Source organism: Kribbella sp. NPDC051620, from assembly GCF_044453825.1.
GTDB lineage: Bacteria > Actinomycetota > Actinomycetes > Propionibacteriales > Kribbellaceae > Kribbella.
This window is the reverse complement of record NZ_JBITDB010000001.1, coordinates 678,627-705,042: the sequence shown is the minus strand read 5'-3', so window position 1 is coordinate 705,042 and position 26,416 is coordinate 678,627. Positions and strand designations below refer to the sequence as shown.

General features: G+C 69.4%; 21 protein-coding genes. 3 read left to right on the top strand and 18 right to left on the bottom strand.

The window, feature by feature from the left end:
* Window positions 1-45: 45 nt before the first annotated feature.
* The 7 genes from ACIA12_RS03115 to ACIA12_RS03085 all read right to left on the bottom strand — a co-directional run bounded on the left by ACIA12_RS03115 (window position 46) and on the right by ACIA12_RS03085 (window position 6,847).
* A complete protein-coding gene (locus tag ACIA12_RS03115; protein ID WP_396365142.1) occupies window positions 46-579 on the bottom strand; it encodes an NADase-type glycan-binding domain-containing protein in 534 nt (177 codons plus the stop codon).
* Window positions 580-1,085: 506 nt separating this feature from the next.
* On the bottom strand, window positions 1,086-1,619 hold the full coding sequence (locus ACIA12_RS03110) for a phage tail protein (RefSeq protein ID WP_396365141.1): 534 nt from the start codon (window positions 1,617-1,619) through the stop codon (window positions 1,086-1,088).
* Between the two features lie 2 nt (window positions 1,620-1,621).
* The gene (locus tag ACIA12_RS03105) at window positions 1,622-3,568 is read right to left on the bottom strand and encodes a putative baseplate assembly protein (protein ID WP_396365140.1); all 1,947 of its coding nucleotides are present in this window, start codon (window positions 3,566-3,568) and stop codon (window positions 1,622-1,624) included.
* Window positions 3,565-3,987 carry a GPW/gp25 family protein gene (locus tag ACIA12_RS03100; RefSeq protein WP_396365139.1) on the bottom strand — a complete coding sequence of 141 codons (423 nt, stop codon included), beginning with the start codon at window positions 3,985-3,987 and terminating at the stop codon, window positions 3,565-3,567. The genes ACIA12_RS03105 and ACIA12_RS03100 overlap by 4 nt, the downstream gene beginning before the upstream one ends.
* Before the next feature lie 29 nt (window positions 3,988-4,016).
* On the bottom strand, window positions 4,017-4,292 hold the full coding sequence (locus ACIA12_RS03095) for a PAAR domain-containing protein (RefSeq protein WP_396365138.1): 276 nt from the start codon (window positions 4,290-4,292) through the stop codon (window positions 4,017-4,019).
* A gap of 16 nt (window positions 4,293-4,308) precedes the next feature.
* Window positions 4,309-6,144, bottom strand: coding sequence for a VgrG-related protein (locus ACIA12_RS03090; RefSeq protein ID WP_396365137.1), 1,836 nt, complete (start codon window positions 6,142-6,144; stop codon window positions 4,309-4,311).
* A 1-nt stretch (window position 6,145) separates the two neighbouring features.
* Window positions 6,146-6,847 carry a peptidase M23 gene (locus tag ACIA12_RS03085; protein ID WP_396365136.1) on the bottom strand — a complete coding sequence of 234 codons (702 nt, stop codon included), beginning with the start codon at window positions 6,845-6,847 and terminating at the stop codon, window positions 6,146-6,148.
* 122 nt (window positions 6,848-6,969) lie between these two features.
* Here ACIA12_RS03085 and ACIA12_RS03080 point away from each other — a divergent pair, with 122 nt between their 5' ends.
* A complete protein-coding gene (locus ACIA12_RS03080; RefSeq protein ID WP_396365135.1) occupies window positions 6,970-9,750 on the top strand; it encodes an ATP-binding protein in 2,781 nt (926 codons plus the stop codon).
* Window positions 9,751-9,857: 107 nt separating this feature from the next.
* Here ACIA12_RS03080 and ACIA12_RS03075 read toward each other — a convergent pair whose 3' ends face one another.
* Complete coding sequence (locus ACIA12_RS03075) at window positions 9,858-10,313, bottom strand: phage tail protein (protein ID WP_396365134.1); 456 nt, start codon at window positions 10,311-10,313, stop codon at window positions 9,858-9,860.
* Entirely contained in the window at window positions 10,313-10,621 is a 309-nt protein-coding gene (locus ACIA12_RS03070) for a hypothetical protein (RefSeq protein WP_396365133.1), read from the bottom strand. Before ACIA12_RS03070 ends, ACIA12_RS03075 begins: the two co-directional genes overlap by 1 nt.
* 2,128 nt (window positions 10,622-12,749) lie before the next feature.
* On the opposite strand from ACIA12_RS03070, the gene ACIA12_RS03065 reads away from it, so the two are divergent.
* The gene (locus tag ACIA12_RS03065; RefSeq protein ID WP_396365132.1) at window positions 12,750-12,914 is read left to right on the top strand and encodes a hypothetical protein; all 165 of its coding nucleotides are present in this window, start codon (window positions 12,750-12,752) and stop codon (window positions 12,912-12,914) included.
* Here ACIA12_RS03065 and ACIA12_RS03060 read toward each other — a convergent pair.
* The 6 genes from ACIA12_RS03060 to ACIA12_RS03035 form a co-directional block, all read right to left on the bottom strand.
* Window positions 12,911-13,069, bottom strand: a complete 159-nt coding sequence (locus tag ACIA12_RS03060) for a DUF6760 family protein (protein ID WP_396366022.1) — start codon at window positions 13,067-13,069, stop codon at window positions 12,911-12,913. The genes ACIA12_RS03065 and ACIA12_RS03060 overlap by 4 nt on opposite strands.
* Complete coding sequence (locus tag ACIA12_RS03055; RefSeq protein WP_396365131.1) at window positions 13,066-13,539, bottom strand: hypothetical protein; 474 nt, start codon at window positions 13,537-13,539, stop codon at window positions 13,066-13,068. The genes ACIA12_RS03060 and ACIA12_RS03055 overlap by 4 nt, the downstream gene beginning before the upstream one ends.
* Window positions 13,539-13,988, bottom strand: coding sequence for a phage tail protein (locus ACIA12_RS03050; RefSeq protein WP_396365130.1), 450 nt, complete (start codon window positions 13,986-13,988; stop codon window positions 13,539-13,541). The genes ACIA12_RS03055 and ACIA12_RS03050 overlap by 1 nt, the downstream gene beginning before the upstream one ends.
* A 24-nt stretch (window positions 13,989-14,012) precedes the next feature.
* Complete coding sequence (locus ACIA12_RS03045; protein WP_396365129.1) at window positions 14,013-15,557, bottom strand: phage tail sheath family protein; 1,545 nt, start codon at window positions 15,555-15,557, stop codon at window positions 14,013-14,015.
* Between the two features lie 126 nt (window positions 15,558-15,683).
* On the bottom strand, window positions 15,684-17,711 hold the full coding sequence (locus ACIA12_RS03040) for an ATP-binding protein (RefSeq protein ID WP_396365128.1): 2,028 nt from the start codon (window positions 17,709-17,711) through the stop codon (window positions 15,684-15,686).
* Window positions 17,708-18,283, bottom strand: coding sequence for a DUF4255 domain-containing protein (locus tag ACIA12_RS03035; RefSeq protein WP_396365127.1), 576 nt, complete (start codon window positions 18,281-18,283; stop codon window positions 17,708-17,710). The genes ACIA12_RS03040 and ACIA12_RS03035 overlap by 4 nt, the downstream gene beginning before the upstream one ends.
* 202 nt (window positions 18,284-18,485) lie before the next feature.
* On the opposite strand from ACIA12_RS03035, the gene ACIA12_RS03030 reads away from it, so the two are divergent.
* Window positions 18,486-24,257 (top strand): choice-of-anchor D domain-containing protein, encoded by a 5,772-nt coding sequence (locus ACIA12_RS03030; RefSeq protein ID WP_396365126.1) that lies wholly within the window; start codon window positions 18,486-18,488, stop codon window positions 24,255-24,257.
* Window positions 24,258-24,310: 53 nt separating this feature from the next.
* On the opposite strand, the gene ACIA12_RS03025 is transcribed toward ACIA12_RS03030, so the two are convergent.
* From ACIA12_RS03025 to ACIA12_RS03015, 3 genes are all read right to left on the bottom strand, one after another.
* A complete protein-coding gene (locus tag ACIA12_RS03025) occupies window positions 24,311-24,988 on the bottom strand; it encodes a LuxR C-terminal-related transcriptional regulator (protein ID WP_396365125.1) in 678 nt (225 codons plus the stop codon).
* 277 nt (window positions 24,989-25,265) lie between these two features.
* Window positions 25,266-25,712 (bottom strand): type II 3-dehydroquinate dehydratase, encoded by a 447-nt coding sequence (gene aroQ / locus ACIA12_RS03020; protein WP_396365124.1) that lies wholly within the window; start codon window positions 25,710-25,712, stop codon window positions 25,266-25,268.
* A gap of 57 nt (window positions 25,713-25,769) precedes the next feature.
* Window positions 25,770-26,357 carry a TetR/AcrR family transcriptional regulator gene (locus tag ACIA12_RS03015; protein WP_396365123.1) on the bottom strand — a complete coding sequence of 196 codons (588 nt, stop codon included), beginning with the start codon at window positions 26,355-26,357 and terminating at the stop codon, window positions 25,770-25,772.
* Between the last annotated feature and the right edge of the window lie 59 nt (window positions 26,358-26,416).

Here is a 26,416-nt window from a genome sequence, read left to right as displayed (position 1 = left end):
GCCCCGGACCGACATCGGTCCGCGGCTCGTTCCGTCTCGGCTGCCTCAGCGGCGGGCGAAGAACTCGAGCTCGGCGATCGCGGTGAGGGTCGAGCGGGTCGGGGCGATCGTCCGGACGATGGCGACCTGGACCGCGCGGGCGTCGTCGACCTTGAGCTTGAACTCCTGCTTGGTAGGTACGTCCTTCAAGGTGAAGCGCTGGATGACCGGCTCGCCGCCGGTGATCACGGTGACCTCGATCTCGGCGGGCCGCGGACCGGCGACGAACTTCGGCGTCTCCGGGGCGACGCCCGCGTAGATGGTGAAGGCGGTCAGCTTGATCGGCGACCTGAAGCCGGCCGTCACCCACGGGACGGGCTTGGCGGTCTTGCCGGTGCGCGGCGCTCCCCAGTACGTGTTCTTGGCGCCGTCGAAGGCGAGTTGTGCACCCTGCTTGCCGGCCACCCCACTCGCCTTGCTCGCCGTAGGCCGTACCTGCAGCGGCTCAGCAAACTGATCCTGCACCTTGTGCACCCCACTCATCACCAACCCCCGCTGCGGCCCCGCGAGCACTCCCCCACCGGCGATCAACGCCAGCACGACACCGACCCTGGTGGCCCCACGAAACTTCCGCCGCCCAACCCCCGGCCGAATCCGCGTCCCCGCCGCATAAACCCGCTCCCGCCCGGTTACCCGCCGCCACCAAGGCGCCTTCCGGACCACCCGAGCATCAACCAAACTGAACCCACACTTCGCACAGAACCGCCGCCTCGCCTCATTGGGCATCCCACACCCACCACAAACCCGAGACCCAGTAGGCACAACCACCGGCGACCGACTCCGCCGAGCCATCTTCCGCTTAACAGCCTGAGGCTGCCGAGCAACAACAGCAGGTTCTTCAGGTACAGGCTGTGCTTCAGGTACGGGCAGCGGCAGCAACGGAACGTGCTCTGGAGGTGCTGTTGGTGCCGCAACCTTTGCCGCTGACTGGGGTACCGCAGTGGTAGCTGGGGTTACGTGTTCGCCTTCCCATTCGAGGAAGACGCCGCAGCGGGTGCAGAAGACTGTGCCTTCTTCGTTCTGTTCGCCGCAGTCGTTGCAGAGGATCATCGGTCGGCCTCCAGGACTTCTACCCGGGCCGGCAGGTTGGCCGGCCGCAGTGCGTCGACGATTCGGTGGACGACTGCTTCGTCCGCCTCGCTCGGGACCCGTACGACGAGTTGCGCCGACGCCTGGCCGGGTGGCTCGGCGCCGGCTTGCGCGGACCACGCAGTACCGCCCGACTCGGTGATCTCGGCATCGACGCCGCATGCCAGCCGCAGCGTCTCGCGCAACGCATGCGCGGCCCCACGGCTCCGATGCAGCTCAGTCGTCGCGGCCACCAGCAACCGCTGCCGCGCGACCGGGATCCGCGGGTCCGCGAACGCGGCCACCCAAGAACCGAGCAACTCCACGAAATCCTCGGGCGCCAACTCCGGATCGAGGTACGCGCCGAAGTTGTCCAGCGTCGCCACCACCGGCGCCAACGCCTCGTCGAACACTCCGGTCAGCCGCACCGCCAGGTCGTCCTCGGCATACAGCCCCGGCAAGATCTCCAGCAACGGATGCGGATTCGGCAGCCCGTCGATCAGCCCACGCATCTCTACCTCCGCACCATGATCTGGTGCTCGAACGAGTACACCAGCTCGGTCCGGCTCAACTCGACCCGATCGACCGGCGTATCGCTCCGCGTCCCCAGCACCGGATCAGCCAGGTAAAGCCGCACATCCTCCACCGACTCGACCCCGCGAACCCGTTGCAGACAAGCATGAATGTCACCCGTCTGCACAGTCCGCCCCAACGGCCAGCCATCGCCGCGCGGCCCACCGAGCAACGGATGCATGAACCGATAGAGCGCCTCCAACGCCGCCGGCCGAACCCGCTCCGCCGACGCGTCAGCAGCCGCGGTCAACCGCGCCACCACCGTCACCGCCCGATAGAACGGCGGCTCGATCAGCAGCCGCGCACCAAGCATCCGTCGCGGCTCAAGATGATCTGCCAACCGCTGCAACACCTCGTCCGCCGGCCGCAACGCCCCGAAGTCCACGGCCGCCTGCGGATCCACCGGCAACCTCGGTACGACGAGAAGCCGCACCACATTCGGCTCACCATCATCCCCAGGCACACAGTGCACCCGCCCGAGCGACGGTGCGGCTTCCCGCGCAAGCAACTCGTAGTCCTCGGCAGTCACCGCGCGCGACGCAGTACGCAGCGAGAGCGGTCCCCGAAGCATCGCGTCCGGCACCTGCTCACCATCCACTCCCCCGGTCGCCGCGCGCCGGTTGTCGACCTCACTGACGAACGGCAGCGAGGTCTTCAACACCCGCAACGCATGCGCGGCCACATTGCCCGCGGCACCGCCCCCCGTGCGGTACCGGGCCAGTCGCAGTACTGCGCCCTTCGGCGGTACCGCCCCGTACGACCGCAAAGTCCCATCCGGTTGACGCACAGCCGGTCCGAGCAACACCTGCCCGTTCTGCCGGTCGAGCGCAAAGTGCTGGTCCGTCGCCGACGACTCGGCGAAGCTGTCCACCAAGGTCCACTCGACCCAGCCAAGATCGGTACCAACCTGCACCACCTCTGGATCCGGGGCCAGCGTCACCGGCCGCCGCTGCAACTCGAATCGTTGTCCCGCGCTCCCGTCGCTCCGCCCGAGCTCCTCAGCCAGTACCGGCTCGGCGTGCTCGGCAACCGTCGTACCGCCGATCGTGCATGCCTCGAGGTGACGGATCTTGGGCGACTCGCTGTAGAACGGCTGGTCGGTGTCCGGCGACACCAGCACACAACGCAACCAGCCTGCCCGCTGCTGGGCGAGCACCGACTGCACGTGCCCCACCGGGACGTGCAAGACGATGTCGCCCGGCCGGTTGAGGCCCCCCGTGCCGTCGCGGTCGACCTCGCAGGCGATCCACTCCTCGCCGTTCCACGCCTCCCACCTCAGCGGCGGGTCGAGCGGGTCGACGCCGATGCCTTCGACCTCACAGTCGACGCGGAGCAGTACCGCGCAGGACGGGACGGCCGCCGACAGGCCGACGTACAGGGCGTTGTCAGGCGCCGGCGGGGCAGCGAAGCAGTCGAAGCCGACACCGTCCTGCAGCTCGACCGTCCGGTCCAGGACGACCGTGCCACCGTTGCTGGTGGCAACATTCAGGAGCGAGCAGGAGACGATCGCGAGCTCGTCGACGATGCTGAAGCCCGTCGCCTCGTCGTGCTCGGTGCGGAGCGTCGCGACCTCGGTGCCGGCATGGACGGTGATCGTCTCGGGCTGCGCGGCCGAAAGCCAGAAGGTGATGTCGGCGCGAGCCGCCGCGGGGGCGAAGAGCTTGATGCCGACCAGGTCGAGGAACTTCAGGTAGTGCCGTTCGGGCACCCGGTTCAGCCGGTACATCAACTGGTCGACCATCGTCGCGAACGCCTCGACCAGCGTGACGCCGGGGTCGGAGACGTTGTGGTCGGTCCACTCCGGGCAGCGCTGCTGGATCATCCGTTTGGCGTCGTCCACCAGTTGCTGGAACCGGCGGTCGTCGAGGTTCGGCGCGGTCAGGGTCATGCCGCTCCTCCGGTCGTCAGCTCGGCGTGCTCGGGGATCAGGTAGAACGGGAAGACCAGGTTGCGCGGGCTGTTGCTGCCGCTGATCGCGTAGTGGAGATCGATGTAGAGCGCTCCCGCATCGATCCGGTCGAAGTGCACGCGCACGTCGAGCAGCTCGATCCGCGGCTCCCAGCGGTCCAGCGCGATCCGGACGTCGGCGATGATCTTGCCGGCCGTGGTCGCGTCGGCCGGCGCGAAGATGTGCTCCTGGATGCCGCAGCCGAACTCGGGCCGCATCGGCCGCTCCCCCGGTGACGTGCCGAGGATCAGCCGGATGCTCTCCTCGATCTCGCGTTCCTGCCGGACCAGCGCGATCCGGCCGGTCGCGTCCGTCCGCAACGGAAACGCCCAACCGGCCCCGACGAACTCCGAGCTCACCGCGTCCTCCGTTCAGTTCCGGCCATCTGTCAGCCGCCGATCAGAACGGTCAGGCAGCCGATCGCGATCGGCGCCCCACATCCGGTCAGGTCCGTCATCCGGGCGGCCGGCAGGCCACCGATCAGCACGGTCAGCGATCCCGGCGGTACCACGGCCGACGGCGGGTGCAACGGGATCGCGCACACATGCGGAGTACCGACTGTTGCCGCCGGCATCCCGCCGATCAGGACGGTCGGTACTCCCGGCGGGCCGAGCGCACCACCGTGGCCGGTCAGGTCGCCGACCCGGGCTGCTGGTCCAGGCATCGTTTGTTCTCCCGCCTCAGTTGATCTTCACGAGCGCGGCCTGGATCGCGAGGGCCGCGCCGCCGTTGATCTCGGTACTCGCCTGGCCCGCCACGCTGACCTTCGCGGCCGACACCGTCGCCTGCGCGGTGCCCTTCACCTCGACGTTGACACCCTTGAGCTGGACGTCGCCGGTGCCGGCGTCGAGCGTGATGCCGGTCTTCGCGGTCAGCTCGATCTTCTGCCCGGCAGTGATCTTGACGCCGCCGGTACCGGCGTTGATGTCGACGCCGTCCTTGGCCTCGACGACCACCTTGCCGTCACTGTGCACGGTGATCACCGGAGCGTTCGTACCGTCCATCGCGACGCTGAGCTTGCCGTCACCGGTGTGCAGCCAGATCCCGTTCTTCTGCGAGCTTTCGAGCAGTTCGAGCGAGTGCCCGGTACGGCCGACGAAGGCGCGGCGGTTGATGGCGCCGGTGCCGCTGTCGACGCTCGCGGCCTGACCGGCGTACGGCTTGCGGTTGGCGCTGTAGAGGCCGCCGAGGACGAAGGGCGCGCCGATGTCGCCCTGCTCGAAGGCGACCAGCACCTCGTCACCGACCTCGGGCAGCAGCATCGAGCCACGGTCGGCGCCCGCGCCCGCTTGCAGGACGCGCGCCCAGAACGTACCGAAATCGTCGCGCATCCACGGCAGCCGGACCTTCACCTGCCCGGTCTTCCCAGGGTCGTTCACGTCCGTGACCACGGCCGTCGCGACCCCTTGCCGGGCGGGCGATCCGGTGGATCCGGACAGTCCGAGCATCGACCGATCCTGCTGGCCGGTGACCGAGATGAGCGTCGTGTAGCCGCTGTCGCCGTCGAACACGTGCCGCACCCGGCTCAACGTGTACTTGCCGTCGAACGGCGCACCAAGGTTGCCGATGGCAACCGGTACGCCAGCGTGCAGCCGCGGGTTGCCCCGGCATACCCCTTCGAGCTCCGCGAAGGTACCGGCCACCCGCTCGGCCAACGCCTTCGCAGCGGCCTCCGCTGTCGCCTGGGTCCGATGCGGCACATGCGTCACGACCCATGGCGGCGCCGAGAACTTGTCGGCCAACTCGCTCGGCCGCAGCCCGATCTGCGCGCTGGTCGTTGCCGCTGGCACCTTCGCGACGACTGCCCGCTGTTGCGTGTCATCCCATCCCCGTACTTCGACCGACGGCACCTGACCCGCCGCCGTCACCGCCGACCGAAGCCGCAGCAGATCCGAACCGAGCTCGAGAGCATGCGCCTGGGTCGCATCCGAACCGTCCGGAGCGCCGGCCGCCTTCGTCGGCTTGGTGAACTGGAGCTTCCCGGCCTCGACCCCGAGGTGGTAGCCGACCGCATCGGCCAGCGTGCGGAGGAAGTCCCAGTCGGTCTGATTCGCCTGGCAGAGGAACTCGTGCACGGTGTTGGTCGAGTCCACCTGGCCGATCGGCAGGCCATTGCGCTGGGCAACCTTCTTGACGACGTCGTCGAAGGTGACCTGCTGATAGGTCTCGCTGCGCGTACCACGCAACAGCCGGTGCGCCGCGTCGTACCCGCGGACGATCGTGAAGGTGCCGGTCCCTTCGACCTCGACCTCCAGCGCCGTCACCTCGCCGGTCATCAGGTCCTGGGGAGCGCTCTCCTGGGCGGCATGCACGGACAGCTTGAGCTTGCTGCCGATGGTGATCCCGGACTTCGCCAGCACCAGCCGGTCCGGGTCGCGGAAACGCAGGCTGAACAGGTCCGGCAGGTGCAGGTTGTCATCCACCCATGCCCCGGCCAGCAGCGCGATCAGGTCGTCCGGAAGCGCTCTCCCATCGACGGAGACGGACAGTGTGCTGGAGAAGCTCGCGTTGGCCATCTCAGCCCGCCAGCAGTTCTTCGGCGGACGGCAGCAGGACCGTCCGGCCCGGCGTGAGCCGTTGCGGGTCGTCGATGTCGTTGGCCTCGGCCAGCGGTCGCCACATCGCCGGATCGCCGTACTCCGCGTACGCGACCGCGGCCAGCGTCTCGCCCTCGAGCAACACGTGGGTACGACGGGCGGTCAGGCTGCCCGATGTCGGGTTCTGCTTGGCCGTCAGCGAGGGCATCTCCTGCAGGTCGACGGTGCAGGTCGCGCGGACCGGCGTACCTTCCGGCGTGAACAGCGAGTACTTCGCGCTGACGGAGGTGATGAAGCTCGGGAAGAAGTCGAGGGCGCCCCAGTGGAAGACCACCAGCGGCGGTACCGGCTTGCTCTTGCCCACGCTCTGGTCGGTCGGGACACAGCACGCGAACAGCGACTTGACCGCCTTCAGGACGCTGTCGTCCATCTTGTCGGTGGCGTCGAAGAACATCTCCAGCGTGAGCTTGCCCGGCTCGGGCCCCTGGAACTCAGGCGGCGCGGCCTTCTTCGATCCGCGGGCCGGCTCGCTGTTCCACTTGGCGGCCTTCTTGACGGTCAGCTCGTTCGGATTGAACTGGAACGCGATCCGTCCCTTGGACGCGCCGAGCTTCGCACCGGCGCCCTTGTTCGGCATCGCCTCGTGCAGTTCCAGGTACGCCTTGGCCAGATTGCCACTCATGCCACGAGGCTAGGGAAGCAACGCCGCTTCGGGCAGGGGCTCCAGCGCCGCACGGAGGGACCTCCGAACTTCCCTAAAGGGCAGCGTGGGAGCATCGGAGAAGTTGGACGCTTGCACTGGGGGTGAGGGCGACGAGGCAGTTCGGGGAACCGTTGTTGGCGGTGCGGGTGCTCGGGGCGGTGGAGATCGCGACGGGCTCCCGTCAGTTGACTGTTAAGCAACCGCTCGCCCGGGCACTGGCGGTGCGACTCGCGCTCGCTCGTGGCGCAGCCGTTGCCGACGAGATCCTGATCCGCGACTTGTGGGGCGACGCCGGCAATGCCCGGCCGGCCGCGCGGTTGCGGGTGCTCGCCTCCCGGCTCCGAGGTGCCCTGGGCAACGAAGGCGAGGCGTTGCGCCGTACGCCGGCAGGCTTCTCCCTGGACGCGGCACCCGTCGACCTGGACCTGGTCGAGCAGTCTGTCGGTTCGATCGACGCAGCTCGTCGGGCGGGAGACCAAGCGGCCGTGTTCGACGCGGCGGCCGTCGCCTTGGAGCAGTGGCGCGGCGAGGCGTTGGCCGATCTGCGAAACATCCCGTTCGTCGCCGCGGAACAGCTCCGGCTGGAGTCGCTCCAGGTGGAACTCGAGATCGCCCACAGCGAGGCAGGACTTGCCTTGGGCAAGGATGTCGGACCGGACCTCGAACGCCTGGTCAGCCACCATCCGCTGCACGAGCGCCTGATCGGCCTGTCCGCCCGCGCGCTCGCCAACCGCGGGATGCGCGCCACGACCCGGCTGGCGCATCTGCGCACCACCTTGGCCGAGGAACTCGGCATCGACCCCGGACCGGAGACCCTCGCGCTCGAGGCCAAGCTGAATGACCAGGCCGACCGGGCGATCCGCTCCTCCCTGCCACCGCAGACCAAGAGCTTCATCGGCCGTCTGGACGAGCAGCTCAGCCTGCGGGCACGGGTCAGCGAGCCGTCCGTGGTGACGCTGCTCGGTGGACCGGGAGTCGGGAAGACCCGGCTGGCACGTGAGCTCGCAGAGAGCGCTCACCGGGAAGGGCGTACGGTCGGCTGGCTCGACCTCGCGCCGCTCCAGGCCGGTGACAATCTCCCGTCGGCGCTGGCGGCCGCGATCGGTACCGACGGTGCCGGACCCGATGTGCTGGCCACCGCGATCGGTACCGACGGTGGCCGGCCCGATCCGCTGGCCAACGCGATCGAAGTACTGCCCGGAGCGCTGCTTGTTGTCGACAACGCCGAGCATCTGATCGAGGACACCGCCGCGCTCGTCGGCGACCTGCATGCGGCGACCACCGGGCTGACCGTTCTGGTCACCTCGCAACGCGCGCTGCGGCTCAGCGGCGAGTACGTCCATCGCGTCGGCCCGCTGACGGCAGCGGCCGCCACCGAACTGTTCTGCGCCCGCAGCGGACTCCCACCGAGCGAGCAGGTCGACGCCATCTGCGCGGCCGTCGACCGGTTCCCGCTCGGCATCGAGCTGGCCGCCGGGCTCACCCGGATCCTCTCGGTCGACCAGCTGGCCGATCGGATCGACGATCGCCTCCGGCTGCTGATCCGCGGCCTGCGGGACTCCGGCGCTCGGCACTCCAGCCTCCGGGCGGCGCTCGACTGGAGCCATGAACTACTCACCCCCAAGGCACGGATCGCCCTGCGCCGGGTGTCGGTGTTCGCGGGCGGTTGCACGTTGGCGGCGGCCGATAAGGTCATCGCTGACGAGCGGCTGCCGGTCGACGAGATCGATGGCCTGCTGACCGACCTGGTGGATCGCAGTCTGCTGACCGTCGACGGCACTGGGCGGTACGGCGTACTGCAGAGCATCCGCGACTACGGTCTCGAACAGCTCCGGACCGTCGGCGAGGAAGACACCATCCGACGGCGACACGTCGCCTGGTGCGCCGAAGTCGCGGCTGCCAGTGAGCAGTTCGGGCGGCTCTACCACACGCACGGGCTGCAGCGGGATCTCTATCGCGACCTCAACCTCGAAGAGCCGAACCTGCTCAGCGCGGTCGACTGGTGCCTGTCCGTCGGCGCCGAGCCCGCACTGGTCAACGAGATCGTCGCGCCGCTGACTTGGTACTGGGGATATCGCGGCCTGCTCAAGGAAGCCGTCGGCTGGCTGCGTGACTCGCTCGCCGCCGTGCCGCCTGGCTCGGTCAAGTACGCGGTCGGTCTGAACGCGCTGGCGATCGTCACCCGCAAACTCGGCGGATTCGAGGACGCGCTCTCGTATGGCCGGGAGGCGCTCGCGATCATGCGCGGGACCGAGGAGGAGCGCGGCACGATCCAGGTGCTGCAGAGCCTGACGCTGACCTACCTTGCGCTGGACGAGATCTACCAAGCGCTTGCCTGCGCCAACGAGGTGTGGACCCGCAGCACGGACTACCCGGTAATCCGCGGCGCCAGCCTCAACTGCATGGGCCTGTGCCTGCGGATGATCGGGCACGCCGACGAGGCGGTGAAGCTGTTCGAGGAGGCGCGGGCCTGCTGGGATGCGATCCACGACGGGCACGGATACGTCATCGCCACCGGCAACCTGGGCATCTCGGCGTACCAGGCCGGCGAACTCGATCGGGCCCGGGAGCTCGAACTGGACGCGCTGGAGGTCGCCCGCGACATCACCTACACCGTCGGCCAGCTCGACTCCCTGGGAACCCTTGGCTGCATCGAAGCCGCGGCAGGCCGCTACGAGCTCGCCGCCGAACTGCTCGCGGCCGCCATCCACGGCCGTCATCTGATCGTCGAACCGGTCGCCGTCCCCGACGAGATCATGAACCTGGCCGCCGCCGACGAGTTCATCCGCGCCGAACTCGGCGACCGGGCCGACGAGATCGCCGCCGCCACCCGCCGGATCCCCCTCGACGAGCTCATCCGCAAGGTCCTCGACCGCGGCTGACCGGTCCCGGTGTCGGTGTCGGTGCCGGTGTCGGTCTGACCGTTCAGGCGCCGGTGTCGATGAAGCCTGACCGGTCCCGGCGCCGGTGTCGATGAGGCCTGATCGGTTCAGGCGCCGGTGTCGATGAAGCCGTGGTGGGCGATCTCGATCGTCTCGGTGAGGATGTCGGCCGGGCCTTTGGCGAGGCTGGGGCCGGTCCAGCGAACGGGGATCACGTCGACGAGTCCCCAGCGTGCGACGACGGTGCCGTCACTCGTCATCGCGGTGATCTGCCCGGTACGCCGCTTCACACCGCCCGCGAGCCCCGAGATCCAGCGGGCCACCCGCTCGGTCTCCTTCGTCAGCGGCCGGCTCAGCTTGATGTTCGGGAACTTCAGCCGGGACGGGATCTGCACGATGTACCCATTGTTGCCACCCTCCGACCGCTGCTCGATCACCACCTCGCAGCCGAGCCCGTCGCAGCTGGTGAACATCCCCAGCTGGACATCGTCCACCTGCACCAGGAACCGGACCCCGATCGCCGGCATCAACTCCGTCGCACTTGTACTTGTACTGGTACTCATCACCACATCCGATCCATCAACGTGCCGGTCCGCTCCCGATCAACCCACAACTCCGCCCGCAACCGCCGGGCAATCGGCTCATACAACCGCCGAGCCAACCCATCCACCTCAGCCGCCGACATCCCCGCACCCGCGCCGCCCGCGCCACCCGCGCCGCCCTGCCCGCCCGCGGCGCCATCACCGTCTGCGCCGGCCGCCCGGCTCGGCTCCGCCGCCAGCTGTCCGCCGGGAGTGCTCCCCGCCGCGCCGGCCTCCTGCGGGATCGCCACCGAGGTCGACCCACCGGCGCCCGCACCAACGCTCTCCACCACGCTCCCCGCCACCAACCCGCCAGGCGATGCCGCAGGGACCTCGCCTCCTCCACCGCCACCACCCGCCGCCGAGCCCACTCCTGCCCCGGTCGCAGCAGGCGGCCTCGACACGGACGGCCGTCCTGAGCCGGCTCCCCCCGCCGACGCACCCGAAGCCGCGACCGCTGTCAGCGAGCCTGGCAAATCGGCGGAGCCAGACGACTCGGCTGACCTGGACTGATTCGGAAGGTGGACAACCGGTTGCGCCGGAGCGCTCACCGAAGCAGACGGAGCACCAGAAGCCAGGTCACCAACCTCAGGTACCAGCGCACGATCCCCGATCAACGGAACCGTCGCCCCTTCACTGCCTGATACCTCATCAAACCCGCCGGCGACCACGGGCTGCCCGCCGCCGCCCAAAATGCCGGCGCCCGAGCGAAGGTTGCCATCGGCACCGAGCCCTGAACCGGAACCGCCTGCAGCTGTACCCGGGGTTGCACCACCGGCTGCTGCGCCAAGGGTGTTGACGGCACCACCGGCGGCTGCACCAAGGGTGTTGACGGCACCACCGGCGGCTGCACGCACGCTGCCGACTGGGCCACTGCCCGCTGATCCGCCGGCGGCGCCCGCGACCGCGCTGAGGCCATCGACGCCGTCGATCAAGGCACCCATAGAGGTGCTGCCCAGCAACCTCCGCTCCGCCAACCCCGTTCCCGCACCTGCAAGAGCTCCGGCTCCGGACGCGCCACTCGCATCACTGCCCAGCCCCGCATCGCCGCCGCCGGCAGCCGTGCTTCCGTACGAACCTGAAACTGCTGCTCCGCCCGCGGCCGCTCCCCCATACGCACCTGTGGCCGATCCCGCGCCTGCGGCAGTCGACGATCCTCCGGCAGCTCCAGCCGCATCCCCTGCTGCTGCACCAGCAGATCCCGCCGCGGCGCCAGCCACCGCCCCGACCGCCGCTCCACCGGCTCCCGTGCCACGCGCCGAACCTGCACCGCCTGCCCCACCGGCCACCGTGCCGGGCACCGCTCTCCCGCCAGCCCCACCGGCCGCCGTGCCGGGCACCGGCACCGCTCCCCCGGCTGGTCCGGCTGGTCCGCCTGCGGAGGTGGCTCCTGCTGGTGGCCCGGTCCACCTGCTGGGCGCTTGTGCAGCCGGTGCGCTCGCGACGATCGCGCCGGTGGGTCGCCCAGCAGTTGCGCTGGCCCCTGGGGGGATACCGATGCCAGCGCCACCGGTGTCGGCAGCGCTGTCATGGGCACTGGATGCGGTGTCCGCGCCGAAGGGTCGGCGGATGGGCGAGGTTGGGCTGTCCGAGGCGAGTGCTAGGGCTGTTTCCAGGGTGATGGGAGCGCCGAGGCCGGCCCGGCGGCGGGAGAGAGCGGCGGCCTGTTGTGCCTGGCCAGCCGACGTCGCCGGGCCGGCCGACTGGGGGGTTGCTTCGGTGGGGACGCCTGGGCCCAGGGAGTCGGTGGAGGCTAGTTCGGGCGTGAGGTCTGCGAGGGTCGACCGGGTGAGATCGGCTGGAGAAGTTGAGGATGCGAGCGCCGCAGCACCTACACCGCTGACGCCGGCCGGCGCGATCGGAACAGTCGGACCAGCGGGGGCGCTCACGCCGGTGACGTTCGGAGTGGGTGGGGTGCTCACGCCGGTGACGTTCGGAGTGGGTGGGGTGCTCACGCCGGTGGCGTTCGGAACGGGTGGGAGGCTCACGCCGGTGGCGTTCGGAGCGGGTGGAGTGCTCGGGGGTGCTGCGTTTGTGGTTGCCGGTGGGCTCGGGTTGGTGGGGTTTGGTGTGCCGGGTGAGGGGGCGGCTGGGGCGGACACTACCGGGAGGGGGCGGCGGGCGAGAGTGGGAGGTGGGGCGAAGGTTTGGGTGTTGCCGGGGGTGGATGCGGTTGCTGTGGGCAACGAGGTGAAGCTGGGGAGGGTGCCGACCGGGCCCGCGGAGTCGTCCTGGGCGGAAGTACCAGCTGTTGCCTGACTCGGGATGGAACCCGCCGCTCCGCCCGGTGCCGCGCGGTTGCCGGAGAAGGCGCTGCGGAGGGATTGGAAGGCCCGCGCCACTGGCGACTGCTTGGCCGCCGGTGGTTGCCGGACGGCCAGGTCGGCCGTCGACTGGAAGGACTGAGGTGCCCCCGGGGTGACCAGACTGCCCACCAGGCCCGCCGGTGCGGCAGGATCCAGCTGGTGTGAGAGCTCGCCGGTGAAGGCAGGCGAGCGCCACGACGAGATCCAGCCGCCGTCCGCCGGCCGCAGTGTCGAGGGAACGTTGCCGATAGCACCGATCGATGGTGGCGGCACCTAGTCCCCCTCGGTGATGCGGCGGTTGATCTTGGAGATCTCGTCGACGAAGCGCCGGCGGGCCGGGTGTTCGAGGTCGAGGATGTCGTTCAGCGGCCAGTGGAAGTGGTAGGCGACGTACGCGATCTCCTCCTGCAGCCGGTCGGTCGCGTACGTCAGGATTCCCCCAGGCGGCCGCCGGCGATGTCGACGGCGAAGGCCTGGCTGCAGGACGGGCAGGTGACCGAGGCGCGGGTGTGCCCCTCGGAGTTGATCCGGCGGTACAGGTCCTGCAGGAAGGCGACGTCGGAGGCGAACATGTTCTCCACCAGCGACCCGTCGATCCGCCCGACGTCACCCAGCCGGGTGATCACCCGGGCGAGCAGGACGACGGTGGTGAAGGCCGGGTTCTCCTGCACGCGGGCGTCGTACAGCGGCAGCAGTTCGTCCCGCGCCGTCGCCAGCCGCATCGTGCCCGACTTGTGCACCCGCCCGTCGGCATCGACGTAGCCCCGCGGCAGCTCGAAGTCGAACTCGGTCCGCATCCGCTCCGGCTCAGCGACAGCAGCAGGAGCAGGAGCAGGACCAGGAACAGAAGTAGAAGAACCCGGTATCACGTCCGCGACCGCGGTACCGTGCGTCCGGCGCATCAGGCGTACTCCATCTCGTCCCAGCAGACCGTGAACTTCTCGGTCAGCGGCTCGGTCGAGCCGGCCTTGAGCGAACCGCCGAGCTCGACGTCCTTGATCCAGACGTTGCGGAAGTTGAGCCGCTTGAGCTGCTGGCCGTCGGAGGTGTAGATGCACACCTCCGCGGTCTTCCGGGCGCCCTTGAGATCGCCCTGCATGACCGACTTCAGCCAGTCGGTGACCGTCTTGGAGTCGGTCAGGCCGCGGGTGACGGTGAACTGGCCGGGCTTCGGCCGGCCCATCACCTGGCGGGCGACGTACTTCCCGTCCCTGGCCTGCTCCTGGTAGCTGACCATGTCGACCTCGGCCTTGAGCCCGGAGACCTCGATGACATACGGCACCTCGATCCCGTCGACCGAGACACTGAAGGAATACGCGGTCGCCATGTCCATGGCGTCGGCGAGCGGCATGACAATCTCCTTGGATGGAAGGTGTTACTCGTTGACGAGACTGGTGCCGCCGGAGAACTGCGACAGCTGGAAGACGACGAACTCGGCCGGCTTGACCGGCGCGATGCCGATCTGGCAGGTGACCTGGCCGGCGTCGATCGCCTCGGCCGGGTTGGTCTCCCGGTCGCACTTGACGAAGAACGCCTCGTCCGCGGTCAGCCCGAACAGCGCGCCCTTGCGCCACTCGTTGATCAGGAACGAGCTGATCGTGCGCCGGATCCTGGCCCACAGGGCGTCGTCGTTCGGCTCGAAGACGACCCACTGGGTGCCGCCGAGGATGGACTCCTCCATGTAGTTGAACAGCCGGCGCACGTTGACGTAACGCCAGGCCGGGTCGGATGACAGCGTGCGCGCGCCCCAGATCCGGATCCCGCGGCCGGGGAACGAGCGCAGGCAGTTCACCCCGATCGGGTTCAGCAGGTCGTGCTCGGCCTTGGTGATCTGGGTCTCCAGCGCGATCGCGCCGCGGACCACCTCGTTCGCCGGGGCCTTGTGCACGCCGCGGGTCTCGTCGGTGCGGGCCCAGATGCCGGCCGCGTGACCGGACGGCGGGACCAGGATGTTGCGCCCGGAGGCCGGGTCGAAGGTCTTCGCCCAGGGCCAGTACAGGGCCGCGTACTTCGAGTCGTAGCCGGCCTGGTTCAGCCGCCAGTCCTTGATCTGCTGGGCGTTCAGCGCCGGCGGCGGGTCGAGCACCGCCATCCGGTTGCCCATCAGCTCGCAGTGCGTGATGACGGCCTGCTGGACCGAGTGCACGGTCTCCAGGTCGATCGCGCCCTGCTGGTACGCGCTCATCAGGTCGGGGACGGCGACGATGGTGACGTCCTCGATCGCCTCCAGCCCGGAGAAACCGGTGCGCTGGGCAACATCTCCGACGTAGTCCTCGGCGCCGACTCCCTCGACCGCCGCGGGCGCCGGGGCGACCAGCTGTTTCTTGCCATTGGCAACGGGTTCCAGCGCGGCGGAGGCGGCCAGCTCCTCGATCTTGACGGTCTTCGACTTGGCGTTCACCACCGTGGCGAGGTTGACGGCCTTGTCCGCGCGCCGGTCCGGTACGACCGGGTCGTACTCCTCGGGCTGGCGGCCGTTCGCCCGGACGGTCAGCTTGACCGCGCCTTCCGGCGGGTTCTCGGCGGCGCTGTCGGACACCTCGATGGAGACGTCGGCGGGCTTGGCGCCGTTGAGCTGGGCCACCACCTTGTAGTGCCCGAGCACGGTCTGCGGCGGTCCGGCCGGCAGCTCTTTGGCCCCGCCCGCGGCCGGCTCCGAACCACCGATCCGGACGATGTACGCCGCCGAGCCGCCGTTCTGGATGTAGCCGAAGACGGCGTGCGCGAGATAGGAGCCCTGGACGAAGTCACCGAAGGTCTGGGTGAACTGCGTCCAGTTGGTGATCAGGGTCGGGGTGTTCAGCGGGCCCTTCTCGGCGAAACCGACGAACGCCGCAACCGCCGTGCCGACGCCTTCGATCGGCCGCTGCCCGGCCTCCACCTCCTCGACGTAGACACCGGGCGACAAGTACGTCGGCATGGTCACTCCTTCAGCTGGTCTGGTCTCACTCCAAGCGTCGCGGTCCAGTCGCGCGGCCGGTACGTCCGGCAGGTCCCAGCAGAGGGAAGCAAGGCCTGCACGTAAGGGCAATCAGGCCGGGGTCCATCAACGTGTTCCGGGAGAAGGTGGCAGCCGGCCGAGCTTGGTGTACTCGTGATCGACCGCAGTGATCAGGTCGGCCATCGTGACCACCCGCCCGGCCGCGGCCGCATAGTACGCCGCAGTGACGACGGCCGACCGAATGTCACCGCCGGACAGGTCGAACGCTCGGGCCAGTACGGACAGGTCCAGCGACGGGTCGCGCGGTATCACGTTGCCGAGACAGCGGTCCCAGAGCAGCAGCCGTTGCTCCTCGTCCGGTTGGGGGAAGTGCACGACCATGTCGAGCCGCCGGCTGAACGCGTCGTCGAGGTTGGCTCGGAGGTTGGTGGTGAGGATCGCGAGGCCGTCGAAGCTCTCCATCCGCTGGAGCAGGTAGGCGACCTCGACGTTCGCGTAGCGATCGCGCGCGTCCTGGACGTCGGACCGCTTGCCGAAAATCGCGTCCGCCTCGTCGAACAGCAGCACCCCGTTCACGCCGGTCGCCTCGGTGAAGATCCGTTCGAGGTTCTTCTCGGTCTCGCCGATGTACTTGTCGATCACGGTCGCCAGGTCGACGACGTACAGGTCGACGCCGAGCTCAGCGGCGATCACCTCGGCGGACAGCGTCTTGCCGGTGCCGGATTCGCCGGTGAACAAGGCCGAAACGCCGGCTCCCCGACCGCCGCCCGGACGCATTCCCCAGCCACGGATCACCTGCTCGCGATGCCGTGCGCGGATCGCGAGTTCGCGCAGCCGATCGAGCTGACCGTCCGGCAGCACGAGGTCGTCCCACGAGACCGCAGGGATGATCCGGCGCGACAACCGCTCCAGTCCGGCACCGTTCTGCGACCGCGCACCAGCACGCAGGATCTCCCCGTTCACCAGTACGCCGTCGAGCGCCGCGCGAGTAGTCGCTGCCTCGGCAGTCCGGGCGATCTGGTCGACGTCGAGCCGGAAGGTGGAGGTCTCCGCGGCCGCGTCCAAATCCGAGATGGTCGACTCGGGCGGCAACATCGCGTGCCACAGCGTCGCGCTCTGACTAGCGGTCAGCGACGGCGCATCCAGTACCGCCGGTACTACGGCCGACCACGACGGGTCCCACGTCGGTGTGCCGACGAGTACGACGGGGACGGGCGCGACTGTGAGTGCGCGCAAGACGTCGGGCCTGATCGACTCGACCGGGCCGGCCAGGATGCCGGCGGAGCTGAGTCGGGCTTGGCGGGCCGTAGTACGGACGAAGGAGACTGCGTCGACGTCGGCGGCGAGCCGGGTCAGGTCGAGTGAGAGGACACCGAGGCCGAGTTTCGCGAAGGCGGTCGCGGCCAGGCCTTTGGCGGCGCTTCCGGGCTTCGCCCGCAGGTAGACGGGTTGGCCGGGGCGCAGTACGCGGACCAGCTGCTCGGTCGAGTTCTCGAGCTCGCTGTAGACGACGAGGGGTGGCGGGAGGACGAGATCGTGCAGCGCGGGCTCGGTCGCGTGACCGCCGAGAAGGTACGCCGTCACCTGGTCCGGGACCCGGATTCCCCTGGTGAGGAAGGGACGGGCTGGATCCTCCAGCTCGATCAGACCACCCGCGATCAGCGGAGCCGACGTGTCGAAACGGGCTCGCGCGGCCCCGTCGGCCGAGGGGATGGCGAGCAGGTCGAGGACGAGTCGCGGGGTCGCGCGGCGGCGGGACACGTCGTCGTTGAGGTAGCCGTACAGCTGCTCGAAGCGCGCGTCGAGATCGGGCGCGACCGAGCTGAGCAGGATCTCGACGTCGAGATCGGTCAGGCTGAACGAGCGGATCAGGCTGCGCAGGCGGGGCGTCGTACCGCCGGCCTCCAGCGCGTCGCCGGCCGCCTCGACCTCGGCCAGCTTCCCAGCCAGCTCGTCGGGAACGCCGACCGGGCGCCCGGTCAGCAGGCTGTCGACGGCGGCCGGGGTCAGGTACAGACCCCGGAACGGGTCGTTCGGGGCCGGATCGAGGGGCTTGCGGAGTGCAACCAGCGCCCGGACGCGCTCCTCGACCAGCGCCAGCCGGCCGAGAAGGTAGCTGAGACCCCCGGTCACTCGACAGCCTGATCCATGTCGGCCAGCTCCACCTGCAACGGCTCGACGATCGCCGGGCCGGCGACGGTCAGGCGGCCGGCCTCTATCGGCAACGAGAGCACGACATCGATCGACGGGCGCAGCTCACCGCCGAGCGCGGACCACACGTCGGCGAACGAGCGGTCGTCCTCGGGCGGCAGACCGATCGCGAGCCCTACCGGAGAAGGGGCATCAGGCAACAAATCGGCCGGTACGACGTCGTGCGTCAGCAAAGTGTCGAGCAGCTGGCCGAGCAGCCGGTGCTCGTCCTCGGGCCGCTGGCCCCAGACGCTGAGCAGGTAGAAGAGCCGGAAGATCCGGGGCGGCGTGTGCCGGGCGACCACCCGGCCGCTCTCGTTGAACCGTGGTACCAGGCCGCTCGACCGGCGGCGGGTGTCCTCGCGGATGTCGTACAGGAACAGGTTCACGGCCGGCCCGTTGCGCTTGCCGGCCCACTCCTTCGTCGGCGGGTCGAACACCACCTGCACCCGGGCGGCGTCGAGCAGCTCGCGGCGCAGCAGGGCGGCGAGGGCACCGTCGGCTTCGGAGATCACTGTGCCACGCTAGGTTCCGGCGGCGATCGCGGGCAGGTGCGCGAGCGCCGTACGAAGGGTCCGGCTGGTTGCCCCATCAGGCAGCGGATGCCACCGAAACGCCCACGGTCTGGCACATTGCGCGGTCGGGCAGACACTGCTGCCCCGCAGGCGGCGCGGCGCGCTCTGCCAACGAGACCGCCACGACGGTTTGCTGGTCGGCGTGAGCCGTATTCCGCGTGTCCCGACCGCAATCGTCGCCGCTGCCGCCCTGCTGACGGCAGGCCTCGCCGTGCTCTCCTTCAGCCGGGACGCCTCGGCCGCCCAGGACAAGCCGGTGATCGAGCTGGTCTCCCAGAAGACAACGACCGGTACCGCCTACCGGTCGGCGATCAGCAGCGACGGCCGGACCGTCGCCTACCAGTCCAACCAGGGCGGCAACCTGCGGATCCTGCTCGGCGACCACACCGGCAAGGACCCGGCCGAACTGCCCACCGGTGACACCCAGGCCGGTACGCCGTCCCTGTCGGGCGACGCCTCGCTGGTCAGCTTCCTCGGTGACGTCGCCGGCGGGACCCAGGAGTACCCGAAGGACCCGGACATCTATGTCGTCGACCGGCGCGACCCGGCCGCTCCGAAGGTCAAGCAGGTCACCGGCGGCGTGAACGACCTGCCGTACCAGCGGATGGTGCGCTGCACGATCAACAACGGCGACGCGGACGACGAGGGCTGCGAACCGAAGCTGTCCCGCGACGGCCGCACGCTGGTCGCGCCGGTCGAGCAGTCCGTCGACGCGCCCCGGCTCGGCCTCAGGATCGGCGAGCTGGACCTGCACACCGAACGCGGTTACGCGCCGATGATGGACATCTTCTACGGCCCAGCCGGCCGGAAGGACACCCTCACCGTCACCAACAACGGTGCGCTGCCGATCGTCTACCCCGAGACCGGTCCGACGATCGAAGGACCCGGGTTCACGATCGCGAGCACCACCTGCGCCAACACGCTGCCGAGCGGCGGCACCTGCACGGTCACGGTCCACTCCACCGGCCTCGGGTGCGACGAGGAGTCCCGAGGCATGCTGCGGTTGCCCGCCACCACCAGCGGCGGTCAGACGGCGATCAGTCTTCTCGACTACGGCGACTGCCCAACGCAGGACGCACTCCGGCCGCAACCGCGAGCAGCCGCGGCGGACTGCACCGGACCGAGCCAGTACAAGTGGGACCTGCCGGTCGCCGACGATCCGTGGGCCAGCGAAGGCCACCCTCACCCCTTCTTCGTAGTCGGTGAGGTGTCCGCCGGCGAGCTGGGCATCACGGCGCTGAACATCGGCAACCACACGACGGCGCCCCGGATTCCCCTGCTGCAGTCTCCCGGCTGCCAGCTCAAGCTCGTCCTGCCGGGCGGCGCGGACCCCGCGACGAGTTGCCACCCGAACGAGCCGATCGCACCCGAGACCAACTGCACCGCCTATGTCGAGTACCAGGTTCCCGACGTCGGCCCCTTCCTCGGCACCATCGACACGGGCGGTCTCCCGTACCGGATCACCGGCCACGCCAGCCGACGGGCAGTCGCCGCCTGGCGGGATCCCGGCGCGGCCGGCAACTTCGGCCCGGCCCAGCTCGTCAGCGTCACCGGTACCGGCAACGTGCCGATGGACGGCACCGGGCCGAGCGTGTCGGCGGACGGCCGCTGGATCGGGTTCGCCTCGGCGACGCCGCTCGGCTGGCCCGAAGCCGACCCCACTTCCACCTACCGGAGCACCCAGGTCTTCCTGCACGACACCGATGCCGATGGCAACGGTACGTACAAGCCGGGGCAGACGGTGGTGGTCTCGAAGCGGACCGACGGCGAGTTCCCGTGGTCAGCGGCCGAGGCGTCGGTGTCCGACGACGGCACGCGGGTCGCCTTCGGTACACGGGACGAGATCGGTCAGATCTACGTCTACGACCGAATCGCGAACCACACGGTTTGGGTCTCCTCCGGTACCGAGGGCGGCTCCGGGAACCGGTGGTCGGGCAATCCGCAACTGTCGGGTGACGGCTACACGGTCGTATACCAGTCCAGCGCGAACAATCTCGGGGTCGGTGTGCTGCCCGGAACCCGGATCATCGCCCGCGACCTGACCAAGGACTTCGCCGGCGGGAAGGGAACCAACGAGCTGATCTCGGTCCGTCCCGACGGTCTGGGCAGCACGGCCGGCGACGGGTTCCCGAGCGTCAATCAGGACGGTACCGAGATCGCCTTCTGGAGCAGGGATCTGCTGCACGACGACGATCGGCTCAACGGCGACGCGCTCGACCCCGACGTCTACCACGCCACCCGCGACAGCAGCGCCACGATTGCTCCGGATCCGCTGGACTTCGGCACCGTCAAGGTCGGCACGACGAGTGGAACCAAGCCGTTGACGGTGACCAATGACGGGCTGGCACCGGTGCGGTTCGCGAAGCCGGATCGCTCCGATTCCAGTGAGTTCTCGCTCGCCGGCGACCAGTGCACCGGCAAGATCCTGCGGCCGGGGCAGAGTTGTTCGTACCTGCTCACCTTCCGTCCGACGCACGTCGGACCGCGGTCCGAGCGATTCGTGGCGGAGACCGACGGCGGCGCCCAGCCGACCTACGTGCTGACCACGCTGACCGGAGCCGGGAGCAGCGATACCCGGACGCCCGGTGAGACGTCGCACGTGTCGACGAACGAGGGCCGGCACACCGATGGGTCGATCAGCGACAACGGGCAGTTCGTCGCGTACCGGACCAGGCCCGAGAACCCCGACGGGCCGGGCGAGCAGATCAACGTGAGGGACCAGGCGACCAAGCAGATCACCCAGTTCGCTTCCCACGACCGCGTCGGCCCGACGTCGATCTCGGCGGACGGTACGCGGGTCGGCTACAACGCCGTCGACGGTGCCGCGCAGCCCGGCGACGGCAAGCGCCACCGGACGATGGTCGCCGACAAGGCCGGTACGCATCCGATCAGCGGCACCGAGACCGACCTGCGCTACCAGCGTTACGCGGCCTGCAATCGGCGCGAAGCCGGTGACAGCGAGCGGCAGTGCCGCCCAGCGCTGTCCGGCGACGGCAAGACGATCGCCTATCCCGCGCAGCTGGATCCGCGGGCGAGCTGGCTGAAGCTCGAGGTCAGCAGCGGGACCCGGGATCCGGTCGACGTGTACAACGTGATCGACTTCGGCACCTCGCAGGCCGCCCAGAAGCTGACCGTCACGACCGATCGGCCGATCCGCTTCAATGGTCCGCCGACGACCGATCCCGGGTCCGGTTTCATCGTCGCCGACGGCAGCACCTGCACCGGCGTACTGGCGGCCGGGGCCAGCTGTACCGTCCAGCTGTACCACCAGGCGTGCGGCGGGGAGCTCACCGGCGTACTCCGCCTGCAGGGCGCGACCCCCGACGGCCAGACCGCGATCCCGCTGATGAGTGACGACACCTGCCTCCACCTCACCCCGAACAAGGTGAAGGCGAAGGCCGCCTCCTGTACGCCGATCCCGCCCGCGCCCTACACGCCCTACGACCAGGGCGGTGGCACGACCAACGCGGGCAATCCGTTGGCCACCGACTCGTCCCAGGTCGGCGAGGCCAGCTACATGGCCACCGTGATCGGAGGCGCGACGACCGATCAGACCCTGCATTTCCAGTCCGGTTGCGACTTCGCCCTCGTCTCAGTGACGAAACCGGACCCGGCCAAACCCAAGCCGTGTGCCGAGGACCAGGTGTTGCCCGCCAACACCACCTGCACCGCCGTGGTCGGCTTCCGCCCCGAGGCAGCCGACGTCTCGGCCGCCACGCTCTACACCACGGGCGGCAACACCGGCTACCACCGGTTCGTCGTGCGCGGGGTCCAGGACGTCGTACTGACCCGGACCGATCCGGCCGGTGACGCGTCGTTCTCGGGACCGGTACAGATCGGCAGCCGGAACGACGAGGGCGAGCCCATCGACGGGACCGAGCCGTCGCTGTCGGCCGACGGCCGCTACCTGGCCTTCGCGTCGTCGGCGATCATCGGCCGGCCGGCCGGGTTCAGCGACCAGGTCTACCGGCGTGATCTGGTCTCCGGCCGGACGATCCTGGTGTCGCAGCTGCCCGACGGCGAGGTCGCGGCCAACGATGCGTTCGCGCCGTCCCTGTCCGCCTCCGGCGACCGGGTCGCCTTCGTCACCGACGGCTATCGCAACAACGGTTTCGCCGCCAAGAGCAAGCAGACCGCCCGCGAGGCCTACCTGGCCGGCAAGAAGGCCGCGGCGGTGATGGCGGACGGCAATCCCCTGTACTACCCGAGCGAGGTCTGGGCCCGGGACATCTCCTCGGGCAGGACCGTGCTCGCGTCCGCCGCGGCGGGGAAGCCGACCACCGAAGGCGACGGCTTCAGCTACGACCCCTCGCTGTCCGATGACGGGTCGACGGTCGGCTACACCTCGGCCGCCGACGACCTGGTCACCGAAGCGGGCAACAGCGGGGACGCGATCTACGTGCGCAACCTGGACCCGGACTTCTCCGGTGCCGCGGTGGCAGAGCGCTTCAACGAACGTGTCTCGCTCACAGCCGACGGCGCGGCACCGGAAGACGAAGGCGACAGTGACGCGCCTTCGCTCAGCTCCGACGGCGCGTTCACGGCCTTCGATTCCACTTCGAAGCTGGTCAGTACCGACACCGACGACTACCGAGACGTCTACGTACGCCGTCGGCCGGCGCAGCTCGTGATCGAGCCCGTGTCGGTGAACTTCGGTGGAGTCCAGGTGGGCAAGACGTCGAGCGCGCGGGAGTTGGTGGTACGCAACCTCGGGCCTGGGCCGGTGACTGCTGGGCCGACCAAGGTCGATCCGCCGTTCGCGGCCGGTACAGGTGTCTGCAAGGTGGCGTTGCATCGGGGCGAGAGTTGCACGGTCGACGCGCGCTTCGTGCCTGTGGTGGCGGGGCCGGCCAATGGGCTGCTCACGTTGCCGAGCATGCAGGGGTACCTGGCTGGGCCATCCGTCTCGGCCGGACTCACCGGCACCGGTACTACGGTGCCGCCGGTCGCGGGGTTCACCGTCGTACCGGGGAAGCTCGCGTTCGGGTCGTCGGAGGTCGGCAAGGCCGCGCCGGCGTCGAAGGTGACGCTGCGGAACACGGGCCGGGTCGCGCTCTCCGTCGCCGCCGGACTGAGCTCAGCCGGTGACTTCGGGGTGGACGACACGGCCTGCACGACATTGATGCCGGGGGCAACGTGTGACTATCCGGTCAACTTCGTGGCCCGGAAGGCGGGGACGCGGGTCGGGTCGATCCTGTTCCGGCCGAGGTCGCAGGATCCGCTGGTGAAGAGCCCGGCTGATGTGACGGTGGGGCTGAGTGGTGTGGGCATCGGCGAGCCTGGAGCGGCTGTCGCCTCGATGACCGTGACGCCGAAGCTGCTGGTCTTCGGCACGCAGATCCTCACGACGGCGAGCGCTCCCCAGGCGGTTGTCGTGACCAACACGGGGAACGTGCCGCTGAACGTCAGCGGGTTGACCACCGCGCGCGACTTCACGGCTGCTACGGCTGTCGCCTGCCGGACGCTGTTGCCTGGGCAGGCGTGCCAGATCGCAGTACGGTTCGTGCCGCGGGCGATCGGGACGCAGGCCGGCGCGGTACTGGTGTCTGCAACTGCGGCGGGGGCGGTTGCGCCGTTCCCAGCTTTGGTGCGGATGTCTGGGGCCACTGCGGCGCCGACCCTGGTGGTGGAGCCGCCGGTGGTCCGGCCTGGGCAGATCGTGCTGGCGACTGGTACCAGCTTCCCGCCGGGGCAGGCCGCAGTACTGGCTTGGAAGAACGGGCTGGGGACGCAGAAGGTGGTTGCTGACCAGACTGGGCGGTTCCAGAACGCAGTACTGGTGTTCCGGCGGGATGTGCTGGGGCAGCGGTTCCTCACCGCGACCATGCCGGCCCAGCCGGTGCCGGTGTTGAGCGCTCCGGTGCTGGTGATGCCCCTCGCGCCGCAGCCCCCGAACTTCGTCCTCCGCTGGTGACGACAAAGCGCCGGACCGGGCTGAGCCCGGTCCGGCGGTGGTGGGTGGAACTACTAGATGAGGCCCTCGCGCAGTGCGTACGCGACGGCGTGCGAACGGTTCTTCAACTGGAGGCGGCTGGTGACGTCGTGCAGGACGTTCTTCACCGTCCGCTCCGAGTAGGACAGCTCCCGCGCGATCTCCTGGGTGTCCTTGCCGTCGGCCACGAGACGCAGTACCTGCGTCTCCCGGTCGGACAGCCCGGTGTGGGACAGGCCCCGCGGTGCCAGCACGTGCCGCTGCATGCGCGACACCTGGCCGAGCAACCGGCCCAGCAGATCAGGCGGCAGGCTGCCATCGCCGGCAGCCGCAGCCTGGAGCAGGTGCACGATCCGGTCGGCAGTGGCGTCGGTACGCCGGAGCACCCCGGACACCCCCAGCTCGACCGCGGTCATCAGCGCCTCGTCGTCGATCGTGCTGCCGATCAGCACGGTCCGGCGACAGCCGCGTTGGGTGGCAGAGCGCAGCACCTGCACCGCGCCCGCGTCCAGCGAGTCGACCGCGACCAGAGCCACCACTGGCGGGGTGGTGCGCTGGTCGGCCTTGACCTGCTGCGACAGTGCCTGCTGCTCCGCCAGTTCGGCGTCACCGATCAGCAGGATCTCCGGACGCTGCCTGAGCGCGTGCACCAACCCGAACTGCGACAGCGGGTCGAGTGCCTTCACCCAGACGGGTATGCGTTGTTGCGTCATGTACGTCACTCCCCCAGAGCGCTTTGGTGGAACGGAACGGATCGCATCCGCAGTCACGATTGAAACCCCCAAGATCGTCATTCCCGATCGTGGTCCCCGACCTTCAGCCAGCCTTAAATTTCGGCCGCGGGCGGTACCCCGACTCAACCCAAGAGTGACGCGGACGCGTTTCACCGACGTCTCATGCCGATCTCTTGTCCGCCCGCCCCGATGAAACGGCCCCTCCGGGAGGTCAGGCCAGGGTTGCTCCGGACAGGGTTGATCAGGACAGGGTTGATCAGGACAGGGTGGTCAGGGCGCGAAGGGCCAGGCGGTAGGAGTCGAGTCCGAAGCCGGCGATGGTGCCGGTGGCGACGGCCGCCACGACACTGGTGTGGCGGAACTCCTCGCGGGCCGCCGGGTTGGTGATGTGGATCTCGATCAGCGGGGCAGTGCGCTGGGCGCAGGCGTCGCGGAGGGCGTAGGAGTAGTGGGTGAAGGCCGCCGGGTTGAGCACCACCGGGGTCTCGGTGTCCGCGGCCTCGTGGAGCCAGCCGACCAGCTCCGCTTCGTCGTCGGTCTGGCGGACCTCGACCTGGAGGCCGAGCTCGGCGCCGGTCTTCTCGCACTCGGAGACCAGGTCGGCGAATTTCGTCGCGCCGTAGACGTCGGGCTCCCGGGAACCCAGGCGGCCCAGGTTCGGGCCGTTCAGTACCAGTACGCGGCGTCCGTCTGCATCAGTCACGGACTCAGCGTAGTGCTCGCGGTCCGCCGGCCCGCGAAAGAACTCCGCACTTGGGCACTATCGGCGGAGCAAGCGGCCGTACGCCTGTTTTGCCTCGGCGACCGCCGTTCGGTACAGGGTGTCGGCGGTGATACCGCCGGTGAGCGCGATCCAGTTGCGGCGCGACAGCACCTGCTGGGTCGAGATCAGGTCAGCGGCTGCCAACTCGTTGACCAGGCCGCCGCCCAGCGCCTCAGCCAGCGCGGTCTGGTCGGCCGCGACGAACTGTTGCACCCGACTGGCCAGGGCCGGCGTGTGGAGGATCAGCCGGTAGTAGGCGAGGACGGCCGGGTTGTCGTTCAGCCCGGTGACCGGGTCCCGCCGCTTCAGCCCGTCGACGAAGTGGTCGCGCAATGCCTCCGGCGGTTCCGAGCTCGACGCTGTGACGACGCGGGCCGCCTCGCCGGCGTGGTCGGCGATCCGGTGCAGGGCCAGATCCTGCTTGGTGGCGAAGTACTTGAACAAGGTCGGCTTGGAGACGTCCGCGGCCGCCGCGATGTCCGCGACCGACACCTCGTCGAACCCGTGCTCGAGGAACAACTCGATCGCCGCCTGGGAGAGCGCGTCGTGCGTCTGCTGCTTCTTACGGTCCCGCAGTCCGGCCATGGACTGACGATAGCAAAGTGTTAACCTGGTTAATGAATTAACCGAGTTAACCTTTTGAG